Origin of the sequence: Algibacter amylolyticus (assembly GCF_014202225.1) — a bacterium.
GTDB classification, from domain to species: domain Bacteria; phylum Bacteroidota; class Bacteroidia; order Flavobacteriales; family Flavobacteriaceae; genus Algibacter_B; species Algibacter_B amylolyticus.
On the sequence record NZ_JACHGE010000006.1, the window covers coordinates 40,972 to 59,837 of the forward strand.

Genomic DNA, 18,866 nt, shown 5'->3' on the forward strand with positions numbered 1-18,866 from the left:
AAGTGGGGAGAGCAGGATTCGAACCTGCGAAGACGTAGTCAGCAGATTTACAGTCTGCCCTCGTTGGCCGCTTGAGTATCTCCCCAAAACTGACCGCAAATATATTATTGTTTCTTAATTCTGCAAAGATAAAATGAAGAATTTAATATATTTTTTTGATTTTTTCTTGTTACGCATAATTCAGCATAATAAGAAAAGAAAAACTTGCGGATTTAAAATGACATCCCGAGTGTTAATTCGGGATGCCTAACCCATTATATTACAACTCGTAACGTATTCTTAAAGTTACAAATCGAGGCTGAATAAACGTTTCTGAACTAAAAACAGACAAGTTTGTTGCACTATTTCGTACTCGAGAATCTATATCTAATAAATTAGTAGCTTTTATAACATATTCCCATTTGGAGTCCTCATTTTTTCGGTATGCTAACGAGGCATCCCAAGTTTTAAAGGATTGTGATGGGTTTACACCATCGTCCTGATTGCTATATGTAAAATCGGTTTCGAAAGTTACCGACTTCCATATGTAAGCATCAAAATTAATAGAAGGTGCCTTAGTAACAAACTTTGTAGAACTAGAACCTTGATCGTTATTTGAAACACTATAGCGGTATCTTAACCTAACGTTTGGTGCTTCTCTAAAATTAGTTCTTAATTCTGGTGTGTAGCTTTGTGTAAACTGCTCGTTTAACGACTGCTGCCCTTGAATAAACTGATTAATTTTACTGTAGTTTAAACCAGTTGTAATTCCTGCTTGCAATTTCCCAAAAGTACGTTGTACACGACCGCTAGCCGAAACACTTTCATCGGCAAAATTAGAGTTGAAAAATGTACTTGTTCTTATTACATTATCAAAATCCGTTAGACTTCGTATTTGATCGATATTCTTATTATAAGCAAGTCGTGCATACACATTAGTGTAATTAAAAAGATTAAAACTTCTGTAAAACAAACTTAAATTATGCGATAAGGCATTTTGTAGTTCTGGCTCGCCGTATTGAATACTACTAAAACTATTAAATACTAAGCCCTGTGCTAAATTTGTAACATCGGTAAACTGATTTTGCATTTGATAACGCAGTGTTAAACTCTCACTTTTTTTAAGCTGAATTCGGGTCTCGAAATCTGGTAACAGCTTAAAGAAACTATCTTCGAACGTTTCACCAAACTGGGTATTTTTATTTCCGTAGGCATGTACAGAAAACCCTGGTGTTATGGTAAACTTACCCGTTTTTAAAGTATAATGTGCTCCTAAATAAACATCGGTAAAATTATACTCGGTGTCATTTTTTGCTAAACCATCATTAAAACTTGGGGTTGGTTCAAACTGAGAGCCATCTTCTAGAAACTGAAAGATATTCGAGTTAAACTCTTGTCGGCTATAAATAGTTCCTAAGGTAAAATTGATATTACTTTTGGCATTAAGAATATTGTAATAATCAATTTTAGCATCAACTTGATTCGATTTTATACGTTTGTTTTGCCCAATATCATAATAATCTAAATTTGTTAAAAACCCTATGGCATCTGCAGTTGTATCAAAAGCATCATTGTCTTCATCCTCATTATTATCCGGATCATTTAGCAATAGTGCATTGTAAAACGGATCTTCATTTTTAATTAAATGTTGGCCTTCAAAAGCGAAAATATTAGTTTCATTTAATGTGTAATAATAATTTAAACTTTGACTAATACTAAAAGGCGTAGCTTCATCTAACTGTGTGGTATTACCAAGAACAGAAGAAAATAAGTTTTGATTTTGAGTATCTTTAGAGAATCGCCCTAAAATATCATAATCTAATTGATTATTAATATTAGGCTTATAGGCTGCACTAAGTTTTAGTAAACCTTGATTAGAACGTTCCTCGCTATTTTGCTCGGTAGCTTCGTCTGGAATCCCTAGATCGGAATCTGTATACTGCACCAAACTTTTTTCTTTTGATAAAATATTGCTACTATTAAAAATAGCAAATCCACTTAAATCTAAATTTTTGTTAGGCGAATAACTAAAATTTGTTGCCGCCAATTTGTTTTTAATTTCTAAAGCATTGTTTTGCGACGTTAAAAAATTAAGACTGTTATTACCTAAACTAATACTTGTTCCGCTGCTTCTACTTGGCGCTCTAAAACCACCACCAAAACCACGAAGATCTTCGCGCGTTAAAGCCAAATCGCCTGTATTATTTAAATCGCCAATAAAGTTTAAGCTAAACTTAGGGCTATAATAAAATAATTTTGGCTGCAAAATGTAGAGTTCATCGTCAGTTGAAGCGCCTCCTCCTGCAGTTATATTGCCAAACCAAAAATTCTCTTTTCCTTCTTTAAGTTTTATATTAATAGCAACATTATCTTGATTATTGGTAACACCACTTAATTGACCAACCTCAGAAAAATTACGGAGTACTTGTATTTTATCGACCGCATTCGAAGGAATGTTTTTAATACCTAATTTGGTATCGCCATCAAAAAAATCTTTTCCATTAACCATTAACTTGCTTACAACATTCCCTTCTACTTCTACTTGGCCGTCATCATTTATTTCGACACCTGGAAGCTTTTCTAATACATCTTCTAGTTTGCGTTCTGTTCCGTTTTTAAAAGAATCGGCATTGTAAATTAAGGTATCGCCTTTTACGGTAACAGGCATTTCGTAGGTTAACTCGATTGCATCTAAGGCGTTATCGGCTTCTAAAACAATATCCTTAACTACATCATCATTTACAGTTGTAATGGTTTCGGTATAGGTTTTCATACCTATGTAACTTACCTGTATACTGTAGGTACCATTTTTAGCTAAACTTATTCTATAAAACCCAGCCTGATCTGTAATGCCGTAGGACTGCAAGGTTTTTGTTTCTTGATTAATAGCTATTACGTTTGCCAATTCTAATGGCGCGCCTATGCTATCTTTTACAATACCCTCTAATTTAATTTGAGCCATTGCGGCATTAGCAAAGCCAATTAAAACTATTAATATGAGTTTCTTTATCATTATGGATTGGTTTCTAAAAATTTAAAAAATTAACGCCCTCTTCCGCCGCCTGGTCTTCCGTTTCCTCTACCACGATTGGCTCTGAATTCTTCCATTTTTTTAGTAACAATCTCTTTATATTCGGCTTGTGTAACAACCGATCCCTTTTTAGGGGCTTTAATTTCAGTTTTTTCTTCAGGATTAATAACAATTTTAGAGCAAAGCATAACCGTATCGCCAGCGGTTACTTCTAAAATTAAACCTGGTAATCCCCAATAATCTGCTGGTCCTTGGCTAACAGGTATTTGTGGCGTGTACCACGCTGTAACTTCAACTATTTTTGGTTCGTCCTTTTTAGCATCATCGCCTTCTTTATCATCTTTATCATCTTTATCATCATCACTAGTTCTCCTTGGTGGCCCAAACCCAACTTCATTAGATACTTTTTTAGCAGTCGCTTTAAAGCATAAATATTGACCAATTTGCTTGGTTTCTTTTCCCATAACCCACTCTAAAGGCTCCATCTCTTCTTTAATTAAAAACTGCTTTCCAAAAAACTCTTGGTCTTGTAAATACAGTTTTTCCTTAACATTTTTGTATTGTGGTCCAGGAGCGAAACTGCTTGCAAACCCACCAAAGCCTCTTCCCGAATTTACTGGAGACGATAATTTTTCATCTTCAACAAAAATGGATTCTTCCTTGTTAAAAGTTAAAACATACGTTTTTTCTAACATAGACTTAAAACGCGTTTCCAACTCTTTTTTACGCTGTTCAGTCATTTGCTCGCCACCTCTATTAAAACGACTCAAATCCATGGTTGTTTTAGAAAAATAGTAAGCTTTACCTTGAAAATCTTGTTGTGCATGTAGTGATACACTAACCAGCAAAACCAGGATTAGCGCAAAAATTGTAGTGTTATTGTTTTTCATTATCAAATTATAATAAGATTATACTTTAAACCAAAAGTAGTTTTTAAACTACGGTTTAGACCTTGCAAACCCCCAACAGTTTAATTTAAAAAAGTTAATATTTAGTTAAAATAAAACAATAAAAAAGCTGTGTAGCGTTTTATTAACAACCAGCGTATTACTGGATTGATTTTTGTATTTTTCAAGCTGCAATGAAATACACTTACTATATTTTTATATTTTTCTTCGTTTCCATTAGTGCACAAGAATCTGTAGCTATAAAGTTTATAGATTCTGTAAACTTAAAAACCGAAACCCTAATATCGGTGGATAATTTTAATACTGTGTTTTATGTTAACAACAATATTATTCATAAAAAAACAGACACTAAAACCATAACCTACAACAACTTACAACTTGGTAACTTAAGTACTGTAAATACCTTTAACCCATTAAAAATTAATCTATTCTACAAAGATTTTAATACGGTAGTTGTGCTAGATAATCGCTTAGCAGAAGTTTTTAAAATAGATTTTAGCACACTATCGACCTATAAAAACGTATCGCATATAACTACGGGTTACGATAATACACTTTGGATTTTTAACCAAGATTTACAAAAACTAGAATTGTTTGATTATAAAACTAAAACTACTCGTGCACAAACGGCTCCCGTACAAAGCGAAGTTCTAGATATAAAAAGCAACTATAACTTTTGTTGGCTATTAACAAAAAACTATTTATACACCTATAATTACTTTGGCAGTTTAGTAAAAAAAATAAAAAATACGGGTTATACCGCTCTAACTGAAAGTAATGAAAATATTATTTTAAAAAGCGAAAACACATTATTTTATATACCAAAAGACAATGATGTAAAAATCCCTATCGATACATCAAATTTATTAATAAATCAGTTTTTTGTAGTCAACGAAACCTTGTATATTTACGGCAATAATGTCCTAAGTAAATATCAACTTAAAATACAGTAACACCATGCACATTGCTATAGCCGGAAATATTGGCGCAGGAAAAACAACACTCACAAAATTATTAGCAAAACACTACAACTGGGAAGCCCAGTTGGAAGATGTGGTGGACAACCCATATTTAGATGATTTTTACACCGAAATGGCACGTTGGAGTTTTAACCTTCAGGTATACTTTTTAAACAGCAGATTTCGTCAAGTTTTACAAATTCGTCAAAGCGGAAAAGACATTATTCAAGACCGAACTATTTACGAAGACGCCCATATTTTCGCACCAAACTTGCACGCCATGGGTTTAATGACCAATCGCGATTTCGAGAACTACACCTCGCTTTTCGAACTTATGGAATCTTTAGTAAAAGGGCCAGATGTACTTATATATTTACGCAGTTCCATTCCAAATTTGGTATCGCAAATTCATAAACGCGGACGCGACTACGAAAATTCAATTAGCATCGATTATTTAAGCCGACTAAACGAACGTTACGAAGCTTGGATTCATGGTTACAATAAAGGTAAATTACTTATTATTGATGTAGATAATCTAGATTTTGTTGATAATCAAGAAGATTTAGGACATGTAATAAATACTATTGATGCCGAAATAAACGGGTTGTTTTAAGCTTTAATTTCCTACCTCAAAATACATTTTTGATATTATATATTTACCGGCATTAGAATACCCTTCTAAAGTTATTTCAAACACCCCTTTTACATCTGATGTGTAAAAGTTAATTGTACTCGAATTTGAATTAAAAAACAAATTAGGTTCCCATAATAATTGACTTCTATAATCGGGAATTCTGTTAAGTTTACTTACTTCAGAAGTATAAATGGGGTTATAATATATTTTGTTTTCTTTAATAGCATCAAGGTTTAAAAACCCAAAAGCTTCTCTATTCTTTGGTAGCTTAAAATCACTTTTCTTTGTTTTAATATCAATTATTCCATTGAATATACTAGGACCATTAAAATATATACCTCTTACGACACTAACACTTTCAATTTTATTAGAATCATAATCCAAAACATCTAAGTTATTTTGAATTAATATACCATCAAATAAAACTAAGGGATTATACTCCTTAAAAACATTATTTCGTAGTTCTTCGTAGTTATATACTTTAAAACTAAAATTATCTCCGCTCTTTCTTACAGCAGCTTCAGCTATAATTTCAACAAAAGTCTCTTTAACCGATGGAAACCTTGTGTAATCATCTAAAAAATATTTAACTGTAGGGTTACCATAAAACATCGTATTTGGACTACGGAAAACAATACTATCTCGCTTTGCATTATGATATGCACTTTCTATTTGATTATGTATGCTTTGCTTTAAAAGCCAGTCTTTAGTATTTTCATTTACTTTTATTTTTGCATACTTTAATTGATCTGCATATTTAAAAGACGAATCATCCAATAGAATATTATAATCCCCTTTATTTTTATCTAGCACTTGTATAATGACTTCACTATCATTATAGTTTTCGTGGATATTGAAATAAAATTTACCCCTTTGATCGGTTTTTACATTTTTATAAATGTAATGACTACCCGGAATTGACAATGCTACAATCATATCTGCTACGATTTTATTGTTACTTTTAGATAGCACTTGACCCGAAATAACTTCGCCTCTTATTTCAGGTAAATATTTTATTTCGTCATAATTATCAACTTTATTATTAGAGTTATGATCTGTAACTCCTATTAAATCCAACTTACGAACCGACACACTATAGTTCCCATAATTACTTTCACCAAGTAGGCTACTCATAGTAATTTCAACATTTTCTCTAAACTTATAAACCTTTTTATTAGTCTCAAGCTTAATGTCTGTATTTTTTTGAAGAACCGTAGGAATCGTTTTTTTTATCTCTTTTAGATTATCAGCGTATAATTCTTTATTTTCAAAAGAATCATCGTTAGGTATAAATGGATTGATAATATATACATCAGATTGAAAAAATGGATTAGCGCTATTATTGTTCATCCATTTAGTGTAAGCTACAAGCTTGTAATGCCCCGTTTCTATATTTGGTGGTATAAAAAAATCTCCATTAGCTAATCCCTTATTCAGTTGTAGCTTATGTTTAAACAGGTTCTTTTTATTAGCTCCAATTAATTCAACATAACCTATTTTACTAGCCAAACTTAATTTCCCTGTACTGCTTAAGCAATACAGCTTATAGAATAAAGTTTCTCCTGCCAATATAGTATTGGTATTTGCCTGAAGCACAATATTTTCTTGAGGAATAATAGCTTTGAAAGCTTCAAAACTCTCCTTATCTATTTGGCATGTGGAATCTAAGCAAAACAAACACAAAGCTACTCCAACTACAAATTGTATTCTTTTAATTAATCTTCCCAAAATGATGGTTTTAAGTTTGATGAAAATGTTGTACAGTCGCCACACTCCGGACTTGCCAATTGGTAAACAGAGCTACTTCCTGAAACATATTTATAAGGGTTATACCTGCTTAACAAATATAAAAGTATAGCTCTTTCATTTTGCTCTGGTGGGTTATCACTACCTACTTTATCATAGTCTAACAGTCTTAAATCACAGTCATAAAAATATGGTGGTAAATCTAAATTAAACTCCGTATAATCGAAATAAATTCTTTTAGACGACACTGAACTTAAATCAAAAAACCCAATAACTTTATCAGAAACGTTTTGTGAAGAAAAGATGTTACCTTGTATAAAACCTGGTTGATTACCTACAAACGCACTTTCTCCATCTGAATTTAATTTTTTTAAAACTTTATAAAACGTATTGGCATCAGCAGACTGAACATACTGCCTAACTAAAATACTATATCTCTCTCTTAGAGTTGGACTATTCATTGAAATAAATCGAACTGGAAATTTTGAAATACGATTCTCTGCTAAACCACTAACACTTGTTAAAATGATTTCGCTTGAGGAATTGCTTGAATAGCAAACCTCTTCACCCGGATCTCTAGGTACTAATTCAATAAACTCGTCTGCAATAACTATAGCATCAAGATTTTTGTAATACGGAGCAACTATCTTATAAGTTTCCTCATATTCATACCTGAAAAAATTAGCATCCCCTAAATTATCGTTGGTATCAACATATACTTGAACCCCTATTTCTCCATTTAAATTAACCAATTCTGCATAGAGGTTTTCCATTTCTGCTTTAGATGGTAAAAATTCACTATTTGAAATGTATTCTTTTCCATCAGTTGTACTAATTACTAATTTATAGGCAACGTTAGGTACTGCTTGAAATGCCGAATTAGACAAGTATAAACCATTACCTGTTTCGCTAAAATTATAGATATTATTATTACTATCCTCAATTCTAACATTAGCATTACTTTCAAAAACAGGCGTCTCACTTTCTAATAAATAAGTTCTTGAAAGTTTTATCTCTTGTCTTTTATACTCATCAGTTATGGTGGCTTCAACAACTAAAACATCCTCAAATGATTCCGTAACCAAAGGAAATGGCTCTGTGCAACAAAAGGATATACTTAATAACACAAGTAACAATATGCTTCTATATAATTTATTCAATCTCATAATTAAAATTTAAAATTATACGTTATTGTTGGCACCGGAACAGAAAATATAGAAGATTTAAGCCCCTTTATTTCGCCATTATCATTTACAAAAAACACAGAATACGGATTATTTCTACCCAACACATTATAAACTGAAATATTCCAAAAACTATGCGCCAATTTTACGTTTTTATGATTGCCTTCAATATTAACTCCAACATCAAAACGATAGTAATCTGGTATTCTAAATTTATTTCTATCGCTGTATAATACTTGTTCTTGTCCATTGTAATTATATTTTCCAACAGGATATGTAACTGGTCTTCCTGTTTGATAATTAAAATTCATGGAAACACTGTATCGCTTTGTAAGTCTATAATTTGACACCACATTAACATCATGTGGTCTATCTTGATTTGCTGGGAAATACTCGCCGTTATTTACTTGATTCGATAAAAAATCACTATCCAACTTAACCAAAGTTTTTGAATAAGAATAACCTAGCCAGCCATTAAGTCTTCCTTTTTTCTTTTTTAATAAAAACTCTGCTCCATAAGCTCTCCCTTCGCCCTGTAAAAGTTCTGTTTCAATATTTTCGTTTAAAAGTAACTCTGCACCAACTTTAAAATCTAAAAGGTTTTTCATTTTTTTGTAATAGCCTTCTATACTTAATTCATGTACGCCATCATCAAAATTCTTATACACTCCAGCTGAAAACTGCTCTGCTCTTTGGGGTTCAATATTTAAATCTGATAGTTTCCACGAATCAACAGGAGATGCTGTAGTATTACTCGATAATAAATGAGAGTACTGAATGGTTTTATTATATCCAACTTTTAGTGAAACATTTGGAGACAAAAAATATCTTCCAGAAAATCGAAATTCTGGTCCTCCATAAGTTTTAATTACCTCATTTTTTTTGTAAGACTTAGTATCTATAACAGATTCTGAGCTTTTTGGTTGAGATGGATCGTAAACGTTTTGAGTCCCCGCACCCAATGAAGCATATAACGAGTACCTTACACCAATATCTAACAAGAGCTTTTTGTTTACCTCAATTAAATCGGAAACGAATAAGGCCGATTCTAGAGCCCTTTCATTGTCTACACTTTTTGGTTCAACAACAGACTCATCGCCTAAAGGCACTATACTTCCTGGTTTTATTCCATATATTTTACTGCTTACTCCATAACTAAATTTATGTTTTTTACTGTATAAATATTTAGCATTTAATTTTAACTGTGTTTCGTTTATACTGTAACCCAAATCAAAATTTCGGTTAAAAACACCATCATAAATAATACTAAATTTATATTCACTTGTAGCTAATTGAACAGAAGCTCTGTTTTTATCATTAAATTTATGATTCCATTTTATAGAAGCCAATCTATTGCTATAGCCATAAACAGAATCTGAAGTAATACTAAATTCATCATTACTATAATATGCTGTAGCTTGTAAATCATTTTTGTCATTAATTTTATAATTAAATTTTACAAGTGCATCATAAAAAGAAGCTTTACTATTTTTTATTGATTCTTCAGAAACAGCTTTAAGAACCCAATCGGAATAAGTCGCTCTCCCACCAACCAAAATTGACATTTTATCCTTTATAATTGGAGTTTCTATCATTAAGTTTCCTGTTATTGGGCCAATATTACCTTCGCCAGAAAACTTTTCCATATTTGCCTCCTTTGTAGAAATATCAATAACAGAAGATAAACGACCGCCGAATTCAGCAGGAATACTGCCTTTATAAATATCCACACTACCAGTTGCAAAAGGATTTATTGCTGAGAATACTCCAAAAAAGTGAGACGGGTTATACATAACCGCATCATCGAAAAGAATTAAGTTTTGGTCAACCTTTCCGCCTCTTACATTATAGCCCAAGGCACCTTCACCTGCTGTTTTTATACCAGGCATTGTTGTTGCCACTTTTAAAACATCGCGTTCTCCTAAAACTAAAGGTATATTCTTAAGGCCTTTAATATCAATTGTAGTTACTCCAACTTCAGCTTTTTTAATATTATCATCTTTATCCGATTCAATAACAATTTCATCAAGTAATTCGGCAGACTCATTTAAACTAAAATTTAAAGTTCCATTACCGTACACAATTATTTTTCGCTTACTTTTTCCGTATGATAAAGATGATGTTTCTAGTTCATAAAATCCTGAAGGCACTTCCAATTCATAAAACCCAGAACCATCCGTAGTTGCATTTACATTTTTATCTTTTATAAATACTACTAAATTATCTATAGGCTTATTCGTCTTTGAATCCCTAATACGACCAGAAACATTATATTTACTTTGAGTAGAATTGGCGTCTTCCTTTCCTATAGCATAAATATTACCATCACTTTTTACTCGGTTACTGATATATTGTTTTTGAAGAATTGGGGTTTTAGTTTTTTCATTTAGTTCTGTGTCTACTATTTTAGTACGATCAGGATCTCCGTTTTCAAAATAAAAGTCAGGTAATTTATCTATAATAGCGTTATTCTTGGTTAAAATAACTTTACCGTCAAAAATCAAATAATTTATAGATGTGTCTTCTAAAATTTCTTCAATAATAGTCCCTATTTTAACATCCTTGTAAGATTTTGATAATAAATCATCCTCAAACCACTGTGCTTCAAAGTAAAATTGATACCCCACCAATTTCTCCAATTTAATCAAAGCATCAATACGATTCGTTTGGTTAAAACTGATTGAAACTTTTTTATTCTCTTGAGACTTCCCAACTGCGCTGAGCAAGAGCATAAAAATCAAAATCACTAATTTCTTCATATATTAAAGTATAATTTTTAATCTAATTTAAGTTGGTGAATAGTTTTACAAAAAATTGATACTTATTCTTTTTGTACAAACGCCTGTTAGAATTAAAATAATCAGATATTTCAGCTTTTTTTTCGGGTATTAATTCAATAATATCTTTCTTTGAATTAATTTTTAAATAAATGTTTTTATAAAACAAAACATATGTTTCATGGTCTTTAAACACATAAAACACTTTATTTTTTGATAGTTTCTGTATACCTTCTTTTTTATACTTAACGTATAACTCATATTCTTCCCCTTTATAGGCTTCTTTAAAAAAACCGTTTTCATAAAAAGGTAAAAGCGAGGTGGTTTTAGGGAGTCTAACAAACTTGTCGTCATTCAAAACAAATTGACTAATCATATTTGAGTTTAAACTCAAATTAGCAACTTTATTATTTACAAATTCCAGAATTACCAAATCATGAAGCAAATCATACTTCATTTTAGCATTATAATAGGGTTGTTCATTATAAACAATAAATCCACTTAGAAAATCACTTGAAGCATAAAATTTATGATTTTTAATATCCAAACTTCTATAATCATCTATATATTCCAAACCATTAAAAACATTATTATTTTCATAGCTTATAAATGAATCATAAACTTTATAATGCTCAGTATTTTCTACAACCAAATTACTTTGGGCAAACCCATGCATAATGCATATTAAATAAAAAAATAGAGGAACAAAGACTTTCATCATTTTCTGTGAATTTGAAATCGAAAATAAGATATTTAGAATTCATCATCTAACTATTAATCTTTTTTAACAGATATTATAAAAATTTAATAAAACTAAGTGTAATTACAGACACTATTAATGAAATACCCCCTGAAAATTACGGATTATGCGAAGTTGCTGTTTTTAGCCATATTAGAAGGGGACCGCTTGAAGCCTGTCTTGAGCAAAGTCGAAACGTTACAACAAGTCCTCGCATTTCCTGCATCGGGCTGTGGGCTATCCTCTACAAACCCTAACGCAACTATACGCTAAAGTAATTACACAAAATTAAGTTCGGTCTATCTAAAAAAAGCCTTAGCTATTTTATAAAACCATGTGATCTAGCATGTGCTATAACAGCATCGGCATGCTCTACCAATAACACAGGAATAGTTTTATAACCATCATATAGCTCCTTTACACGTAACATTTTCTTTTTATGATTAACGCTCCTTAAATAAATAGCCAAAATTCTACCCGGAAAAGACTCCGATACCTCCTTATAGATATAAGGGTCATGCTCTCCAATATCGCCAATTAGAATAAACTTTAAATCCGGATACGTTTTTAAAATATTTACAATCTCTTTGTGCTTTTGGGGTTTTTCTCCTTTTCTCTTTTTTGTAAACGGTCTAGGAAAACTTCTAAGTATTATAGGCCCTTTAGGAAAATTGTTTTTATTTAAAAACAATTCCAAATACCTATATAAGTTCCATGGACTATGGCTAACATAAAATATTGGGTTGGCCTCCTGCCCTGTTTTACCCCGATGTAATACATGGTAAAATTCGGGAGCGCCTTCTAGAGGCAAACGTTTTCCTGCCGATGTAAGTAAGGTATTTATTAAAACCCGCCATTTTAAAATAGAGGTTAAACCAGTATGTAAAATCGTGTCGTCAATATCGCTAATAACTCCAAAAGATGCATTCTGCGAAGGAATAAGCATTTCTCCTGGAAATCTATTTTCACTTTGAATAGCTCTTTTTAAATGCTGCGTATTATACGAAATATCCATCGGCACCCAACCTTCAGTATTTGCATAATCCTCTAAATTTTCAACAATTTCATTTATTAAAAAATAGCCTTTTTTATCTGTTTTGGTATAATAAAACTTATCATCTCCAACTTTAATTCTAAGCTCGGTATTTTTTATTTCGTCGGTTTCAAAACGCTTCCATGCATTAAAAAGAAGCTTAAAAGCACCTTGTTGTTCTAGGTTTATACTTTCATCTTCTATGGCGCGACCTCTTAAATACAAATGATTCGAGGTACCGTAGGTTTGAAATGCTATTATTTGAAGCGGATCTTTCTTAAACATATGGGTTTAAAAATACAAAAAACCACGCGAATGGCGTGGTTTTTATAAGAACTCATTTTAACTTTTAAAAGTTGAGAGGATATTTAATTCTCAATAACTTTTTCTATAGCTTTTGTTTCTATTTTAAGGTTTCCATCTGCTGTATTAAAAGCCTCTACTTGAGCTCTTACTTCTGCTTCCGTTCCTTCAAAAGTCTCATAACTAGTAGAGGATTCACCATTTTTAGTAGTGACAGTTTTAACAACTGCTTTGGTGGTTCCGTCTTCATTATTGGTCATTTCAACGTTAACTTCTTTCGAAACTTCAACCTGTTCTTTACTATTTAAATTACTAGCATAATCGGCAACACCATCGGTATTCATTGCAATACTAGGTGCAATTACAAGCGCAACTACCGACATTAATTTTAATAAGATGTTTAAAGATGGACCAGAAGTATCTTTAAACGGATCACCTACAGTATCACCTACAACGGCTGCTTTATGAGCATCTGTTCCTTTCTTGCCTTGCTCCTCAATAGTTTTCTTAGCATTATCCCAAGCACCACCAGCATTCGATTGAAAAATGGCCATAAGCACTCCACAAGTAGTAACACCGGCAAGAAGTCCACCTAACATTTCAGCACCTCCTAAAAAACCAACAGCTACAGGAACGGCAATAGCCAATAAACCTGGTAACACCATTTCTTTAATAGAAGCTTTAGTTGAGATATCAATACATTTTCCATAATCCGCAACACCATCAGCTGCATCAAAAATCGCTCTATCTGCAGGAGTTGCTTTAGTCATATCAGAATCATATTTTCTCATAACACCCAAAGCTGCCTTTAATTCAGGAATATCTCTAAATTGACGACGTACCTCTTCAATCATTGCCATAGCAGCACGACCAACAGCATTCATTGATAACGCAGAAAATACAAATGGCAACATACCTCCAACTAATAATCCAGCCATAATTTTTGGCTGAGACACATCAATTGCAACAACTCCTGCAGTTTTCATGAAAGCAGCAAATAATGCTAATGCAGTTAAAGCCGCAGATGCAATAGCAAACCCTTTTCCAACGGCAGCCGTTGTATTACCAACTGCATCTAATTTATCCGTACGTTCTCTAACTTCACTTGGTAACTCTGCCATTTCAGCAATACCACCGGCATTATCACAAATTGGTCCGTAAGCATCAACAGCTAATTGAATACCTGTATTTGCTAACATACCAACCGCGGCAATAGCAATACCATATAACCCAGCAAAATGATGCGAAATCATAATTGCAGCAGCTATTAAAAGTATTGGAATCATTGTTGACATCATACCAACACCTAAACCAGCTATAATATTTGTGGCTGCTCCCGTTTCGGACTGCTCAACAATAGACATAACAGGTTTTTTTCCTGTAGCCGTATAATATTCTGTTATTTTACCAACACCTAAACCTGCCACTAAACCAGCAATTGTTGCCCAAAACACTCCCATCGCTCCAAAAGGTAAACCTTCAACAGACTCAGGGATCAATGAATTAATTATAAAATAAGACGCTACAACCATTAAACCTGCAGAACCAAATTCTCCAATATTTAATGCTGTTTGTGGATTTCCACCATCTTTTACTTTTACAAAGAATGTTCCTAAAATGGACATTAAAATACCTACAGCACCAAGAACTAAAGGCAAGTAAACAGCTCCTAAACCATCAAAATTTGGTGTTAAGATAAACGCTCCTAATACCATAGTACCAATAATTGAACCGACATAAGATTCAAATAAATCGGCTCCCATACCAGCAACATCACCAACATTATCACCAACGTTATCTGCAATAGTTGCAGGGTTTAAAGGATGATCTTCTGGAATACCAGCTTCTACCTTACCAACTAAATCTGCTCCAACATCAGCAGCTTTAGTATAAATACCACCACCAACACGCGCAAACAATGCAATAGATGATGCTCCTAAAGAAAACCCTGAAAGTACATTAAGTACCATTGATAAATTTTCTGCTCCAGGCCACATGGATTGGTATATAATAAACAAACCACTTAAACCTAAAATTCCAAGACCTACAACACCTAATCCCATAACAGCACCACCAGCAAACGCTACTTCTAGAGCGCGCCCTAGCGATGTTCTGGCAGCCTCTGTAGTTCTTACATTAGCTTTGGTTGCTACCTTCATACCAATAAATCCGGCTAAGGCCGAACAAATGGCTCCAATAATAAATGATAAGGCTACCATACCATTAGATCCTACTTCATTAGTTCCCTTAAAGAACAATAAGACCGCTACAGCAGCTACAAAAATGGCTAAAACTTTGTATTCGGCTTTTAAGAAAGCCATAGCACCATCGGCTATATTTTTAGCGATACGTGACATTTTTTCATTTCCAACGGCTTGTTTTGAAACCCATCCGCTTTTTAGAAAAACGAAAATTAAAGCTACAACACCAAAAAGAGGTAAAAATTTTACTATTAATTCCATATTAGTTAGTCGGTTTTAAATTAATTAATATTTTAACTAGGTGAAAATATGAAAATATATGTGATAAAAAAAACCACCTTTAATTAAAGATGGTTCATTTTATTTGCTGTTATTTTAAGAATCCAATAATTTAGATCGTAAAAGTGCGTTTTTTCTTGTGCTCACTATCATCATAACGCTTAACACATTCATGATAAATTTTAAGAGCTGCCTCTGCATTACCCCATCCTCCTGTATCAACTTTTTTCTTCTCCAAATCTTTATATACTTGAAAGAAGTGTTCAATTTCTTTTAATCTGTGTGGATTTAAATCTGCAATATCCATTTTATTACTCCAAATAGGATCGGAAACAGGTACACATATTACTTTTTCATCTGGTCCTTTTTCATCAGTCATATAAAAAACACCAATAGGTCTAACTTCCATTACAACCATTGGGTAAGTTGGCTGGTGCCCTAAAACCAATACATCTAATGGATCTTGATCTAACGCCAAAGTTTCAGGAATAAACCCGTAATCACCAGGGTACATCATTGAAGAAAATAACATACGATCAAATCTAATTTTGTGTAATGTAAAATCGTATTCGTATTTATTTCTACTTCCTTTAGGTATTTCAATTAACACATCAAATGTTACTGATTGTTTCTTTTTTTCACTCATATTATTATTTTTTAATAACCTTTATATATCGCTTATAAATTTACTTTTTAAGACCACAAATGTAAAGAACACTTTGCCCTTTAGCAACTTTAAAACTAGACATTAGTATTTTTTTAATTGAATGTAAATTTTATTCAACCTTATTAAGTGTTTATTATCAACTACATCCAACAATTTATTATCTTGTGCATGACTAATTCAATACCCTAAAAAATTATGCGTTTTTTCTTATTTTTTGTATTTACTTCCCTGTTTACAGTTCAGGCACAAACTAAACCTTGGCAAGGCAAGTTTGAACCTATCGATAATATGATAGCCGCACCTAATACGTATAGAACCGCAAGTGGCGCTCCTGGAAGTGCCTATTGGCAGCAACGTGCAAACTACAAAATTAAAGCCGTTATTGATGAAAGCAATAATACCTTAACGGGAGAAGAAACTATTACCTATTTTAATAATTCTCCAGATGATTTAAGTTATGTGTGGATTCAGCTAGAACAAAACGTTAATAAAAAAGAAAATGAAGACTTTGGCAATTTAAGAAATAGTATGCGAGACTCCATGACTACTAGAAACCTACAGTTTTTAACTAGAGCCATAGACTTTCCTGCAGGTTACTCTATTAAATCGGTAACCGACAGTAGTAACAACAAACTAAAAACCATGGTTAATAATACCATGATGAAAGTAAAATTAAATACTATTTTAAAATCGGGCGAATCCACTAAAATATTAATCTCTTGGTCTTATCCAATAACCGACAGAAGCATGTATTTACTATCTCGAGAAGGTTATGAGTATTTCCCTGAAGACGACAATACAGTATATTTAATTGCGCATTGGTTTCCTAGAATGGCTGTGTATAGCGATACAGAAGGTTGGCAGAACCAACAATTTCAAAAACTAGGGGAATTCGCTTTGGAATTTGGAGATTACGAAGTTGAAATTACAGTTCCACAAGATCATATAATTGCATCTACTGGCGAGTTACAAAATAGTGACGCCGTATTAAGTAAAACACAAAGAAAAAGATTAGAAGTAGCTAAAAAATCTTTTGACAAACCTGTAATGATAATTACAAAAGAAGAAGCCATAGCTAACGAAAAACAAAAATCGACCAAGAAAAAAACATGGAAATTTAACGCTACTAACGTTAGAGATTTTGCCTTCGCCTCTTCAAGAAAATTTATTTGGGATGCCCAAGCTGTAAAATTACCAACTAATACGGTTATGGCAATGTCATTTTACCCCAAAGAAGGTTTACCTGTATGGCAAGAGGTATCTACCGAAGCCATTAAACATGGTTTAGAAGTGTACTCTGAGGCTACTTTTGATTATCCTTATCCTGTTTGTATTTCGGTAAACACATCCAACATTGGTATGGAATTCCCTATGATTAGTTTTAATGGCGGAAGACCAATTAATGGTGAAATAACCGAAAAGGCTAAACAATCTATGATTGGTACTATAATCCACGAAGTGGGACACAATTGGTTTCCTATGATTGTAAGTTCAGACGAACGAAAATGGATGTGGATGGACGAAGGTTTAAACACCTTTTTACACCAAAGAACACTAAAAGAGCGCTACCCTAGTTTTGCAAGTGTTACACCACAAACCATTGTGCCGTTTATGAGTGGCGATAAAAACATATTAAGACCAATAATGACCAATTCTGATAATGAGCTTATGACGCAATTTGGCTCCAACTTTTACAAAAAACCAACGGTTGGATTGCAAATGTTAAGACATTCTATTATTGGAAAAGAACTTTTTGATGAAGCTTTTAAAGTATATGCGAACCGATGGAAATACAAACACCCTAACCCCGCAGATTTATTTAGAACCTTAGAGGATGCCACTGCAACAGATTTAGATTGGTTTTACAGAGGATGGTTTTTTACTACCGATCATGTAGATATGGAATTAAGTCATGTTAAATGGTTTAAAGTTTATGAGGATGAGTTAAATATTGAAGACAAAAAAGGAACATCAAAAGCTAAAATAGCATCGCAATCTGGCAGCGGTAAAACCACAAATAAAGATTTTAGTAACGGACCAGAAGTTATTACCATGACCGCTACCCCAGATAAGGCTTATGGCCAATTCCTTTCTAGAATTGACGAAGCTGAAGTACGCAAGCAAGTTTCCGGAAAAAATATTTATGAAATTACTGTAAAAAACATTGGAGGTTTAGTTATGCCGGTAACCATAAAATGGGAGTTTAAGGATGGAACATCCGAAATAGATAGACTTCCTGCAGATCTATGGCGCAGAAACGAATACGAAATTCAGGAAACTTTTATAAAAGAAAAAGAAGTAATTTCTGTAACTTTGGATCCTAACTTTGAATTTGCAGATACAAACACAGAAAACAATAGTTTCCCTAGAACAGAAACCATCTCAGAATTTGAAAAATTCAAACAAAACAAATAACAACGTACTCG

General features: G+C 32.7%; 12 protein-coding genes and 1 tRNA gene. 3 read left to right on the plus strand and 10 right to left on the minus strand.

All coding sequences use genetic code 11. The features are described from left to right. Window positions 1-3: 3 nt before the first annotated feature. The 3 genes from HNQ90_RS12140 to HNQ90_RS12150 form a co-directional block, all read right to left on the minus strand. Window positions 4-85: transfer RNA gene (locus HNQ90_RS12140), tRNA-Tyr, on the minus strand. Window positions 86-259: 174 nt separating this feature from the next. Beyond that, the gene (locus tag HNQ90_RS12145) at window positions 260-2,992 is read right to left on the minus strand and encodes a TonB-dependent receptor (RefSeq protein ID WP_172625862.1); all 2,733 of its coding nucleotides are present in this window, start codon (window positions 2,990-2,992) and stop codon (window positions 260-262) included. A gap of 29 nt (window positions 2,993-3,021) precedes the next feature. Then, window positions 3,022-3,900 (minus strand): GLPGLI family protein, encoded by an 879-nt coding sequence (locus tag HNQ90_RS12150; RefSeq protein ID WP_144116309.1) that lies wholly within the window; start codon window positions 3,898-3,900, stop codon window positions 3,022-3,024. A 191-nt stretch (window positions 3,901-4,091) separates the two neighbouring features. Between HNQ90_RS12150 and HNQ90_RS12155 the strand changes: the two genes are divergently transcribed. After that, the gene (locus HNQ90_RS12155) at window positions 4,092-4,871 is read left to right on the plus strand and encodes a hypothetical protein (protein ID WP_144116310.1); all 780 of its coding nucleotides are present in this window, start codon (window positions 4,092-4,094) and stop codon (window positions 4,869-4,871) included. A gap of 4 nt (window positions 4,872-4,875) precedes the next feature. Further along, window positions 4,876-5,490, plus strand: a complete 615-nt coding sequence (locus tag HNQ90_RS12160) for a deoxynucleoside kinase (RefSeq protein WP_092852665.1) — start codon at window positions 4,876-4,878, stop codon at window positions 5,488-5,490. A gap of 3 nt (window positions 5,491-5,493) precedes the next feature. Here HNQ90_RS12160 and HNQ90_RS12165 read toward each other — a convergent pair whose 3' ends face one another. From HNQ90_RS12165 to HNQ90_RS12195, 7 genes are all read right to left on the minus strand, one after another. Next, complete coding sequence (locus tag HNQ90_RS12165; protein WP_144116311.1) at window positions 5,494-7,239, minus strand: hypothetical protein; 1,746 nt, start codon at window positions 7,237-7,239, stop codon at window positions 5,494-5,496. Beyond that, window positions 7,227-8,423, minus strand: coding sequence for a DUF4249 domain-containing protein (locus HNQ90_RS12170; protein WP_144116312.1), 1,197 nt, complete (start codon window positions 8,421-8,423; stop codon window positions 7,227-7,229). Before HNQ90_RS12170 ends, HNQ90_RS12165 begins: the two co-directional genes overlap by 13 nt. Before the next feature lie 2 nt (window positions 8,424-8,425). Then, on the minus strand, window positions 8,426-11,200 hold the full coding sequence (locus HNQ90_RS12175; protein ID WP_144116313.1) for a TonB-dependent receptor: 2,775 nt from the start codon (window positions 11,198-11,200) through the stop codon (window positions 8,426-8,428). A gap of 22 nt (window positions 11,201-11,222) precedes the next feature. Then, entirely contained in the window at window positions 11,223-11,939 is a 717-nt protein-coding gene (locus tag HNQ90_RS12180) for a hypothetical protein (RefSeq protein ID WP_144116314.1), read from the minus strand. A gap of 337 nt (window positions 11,940-12,276) precedes the next feature. Next, window positions 12,277-13,275, minus strand: a complete 999-nt coding sequence (locus HNQ90_RS12185) for an App1 family protein (RefSeq protein WP_144116315.1) — start codon at window positions 13,273-13,275, stop codon at window positions 12,277-12,279. A gap of 83 nt (window positions 13,276-13,358) precedes the next feature. Beyond that, entirely contained in the window at window positions 13,359-15,755 is a 2,397-nt protein-coding gene (locus HNQ90_RS12190; protein WP_144116316.1) for a sodium-translocating pyrophosphatase, read from the minus strand. A 130-nt stretch (window positions 15,756-15,885) separates the two neighbouring features. After that, a complete protein-coding gene (locus HNQ90_RS12195) occupies window positions 15,886-16,419 on the minus strand; it encodes an inorganic diphosphatase (RefSeq protein WP_144116317.1) in 534 nt (177 codons plus the stop codon). Between the two features lie 216 nt (window positions 16,420-16,635). Here HNQ90_RS12195 and HNQ90_RS12200 point away from each other — a divergent pair, with 216 nt between their 5' ends. After that, on the plus strand, window positions 16,636-18,855 hold the full coding sequence (locus HNQ90_RS12200; RefSeq protein WP_144116318.1) for a M1 family metallopeptidase: 2,220 nt from the start codon (window positions 16,636-16,638) through the stop codon (window positions 18,853-18,855). Window positions 18,856-18,866: the final 11 nt, after the last annotated feature.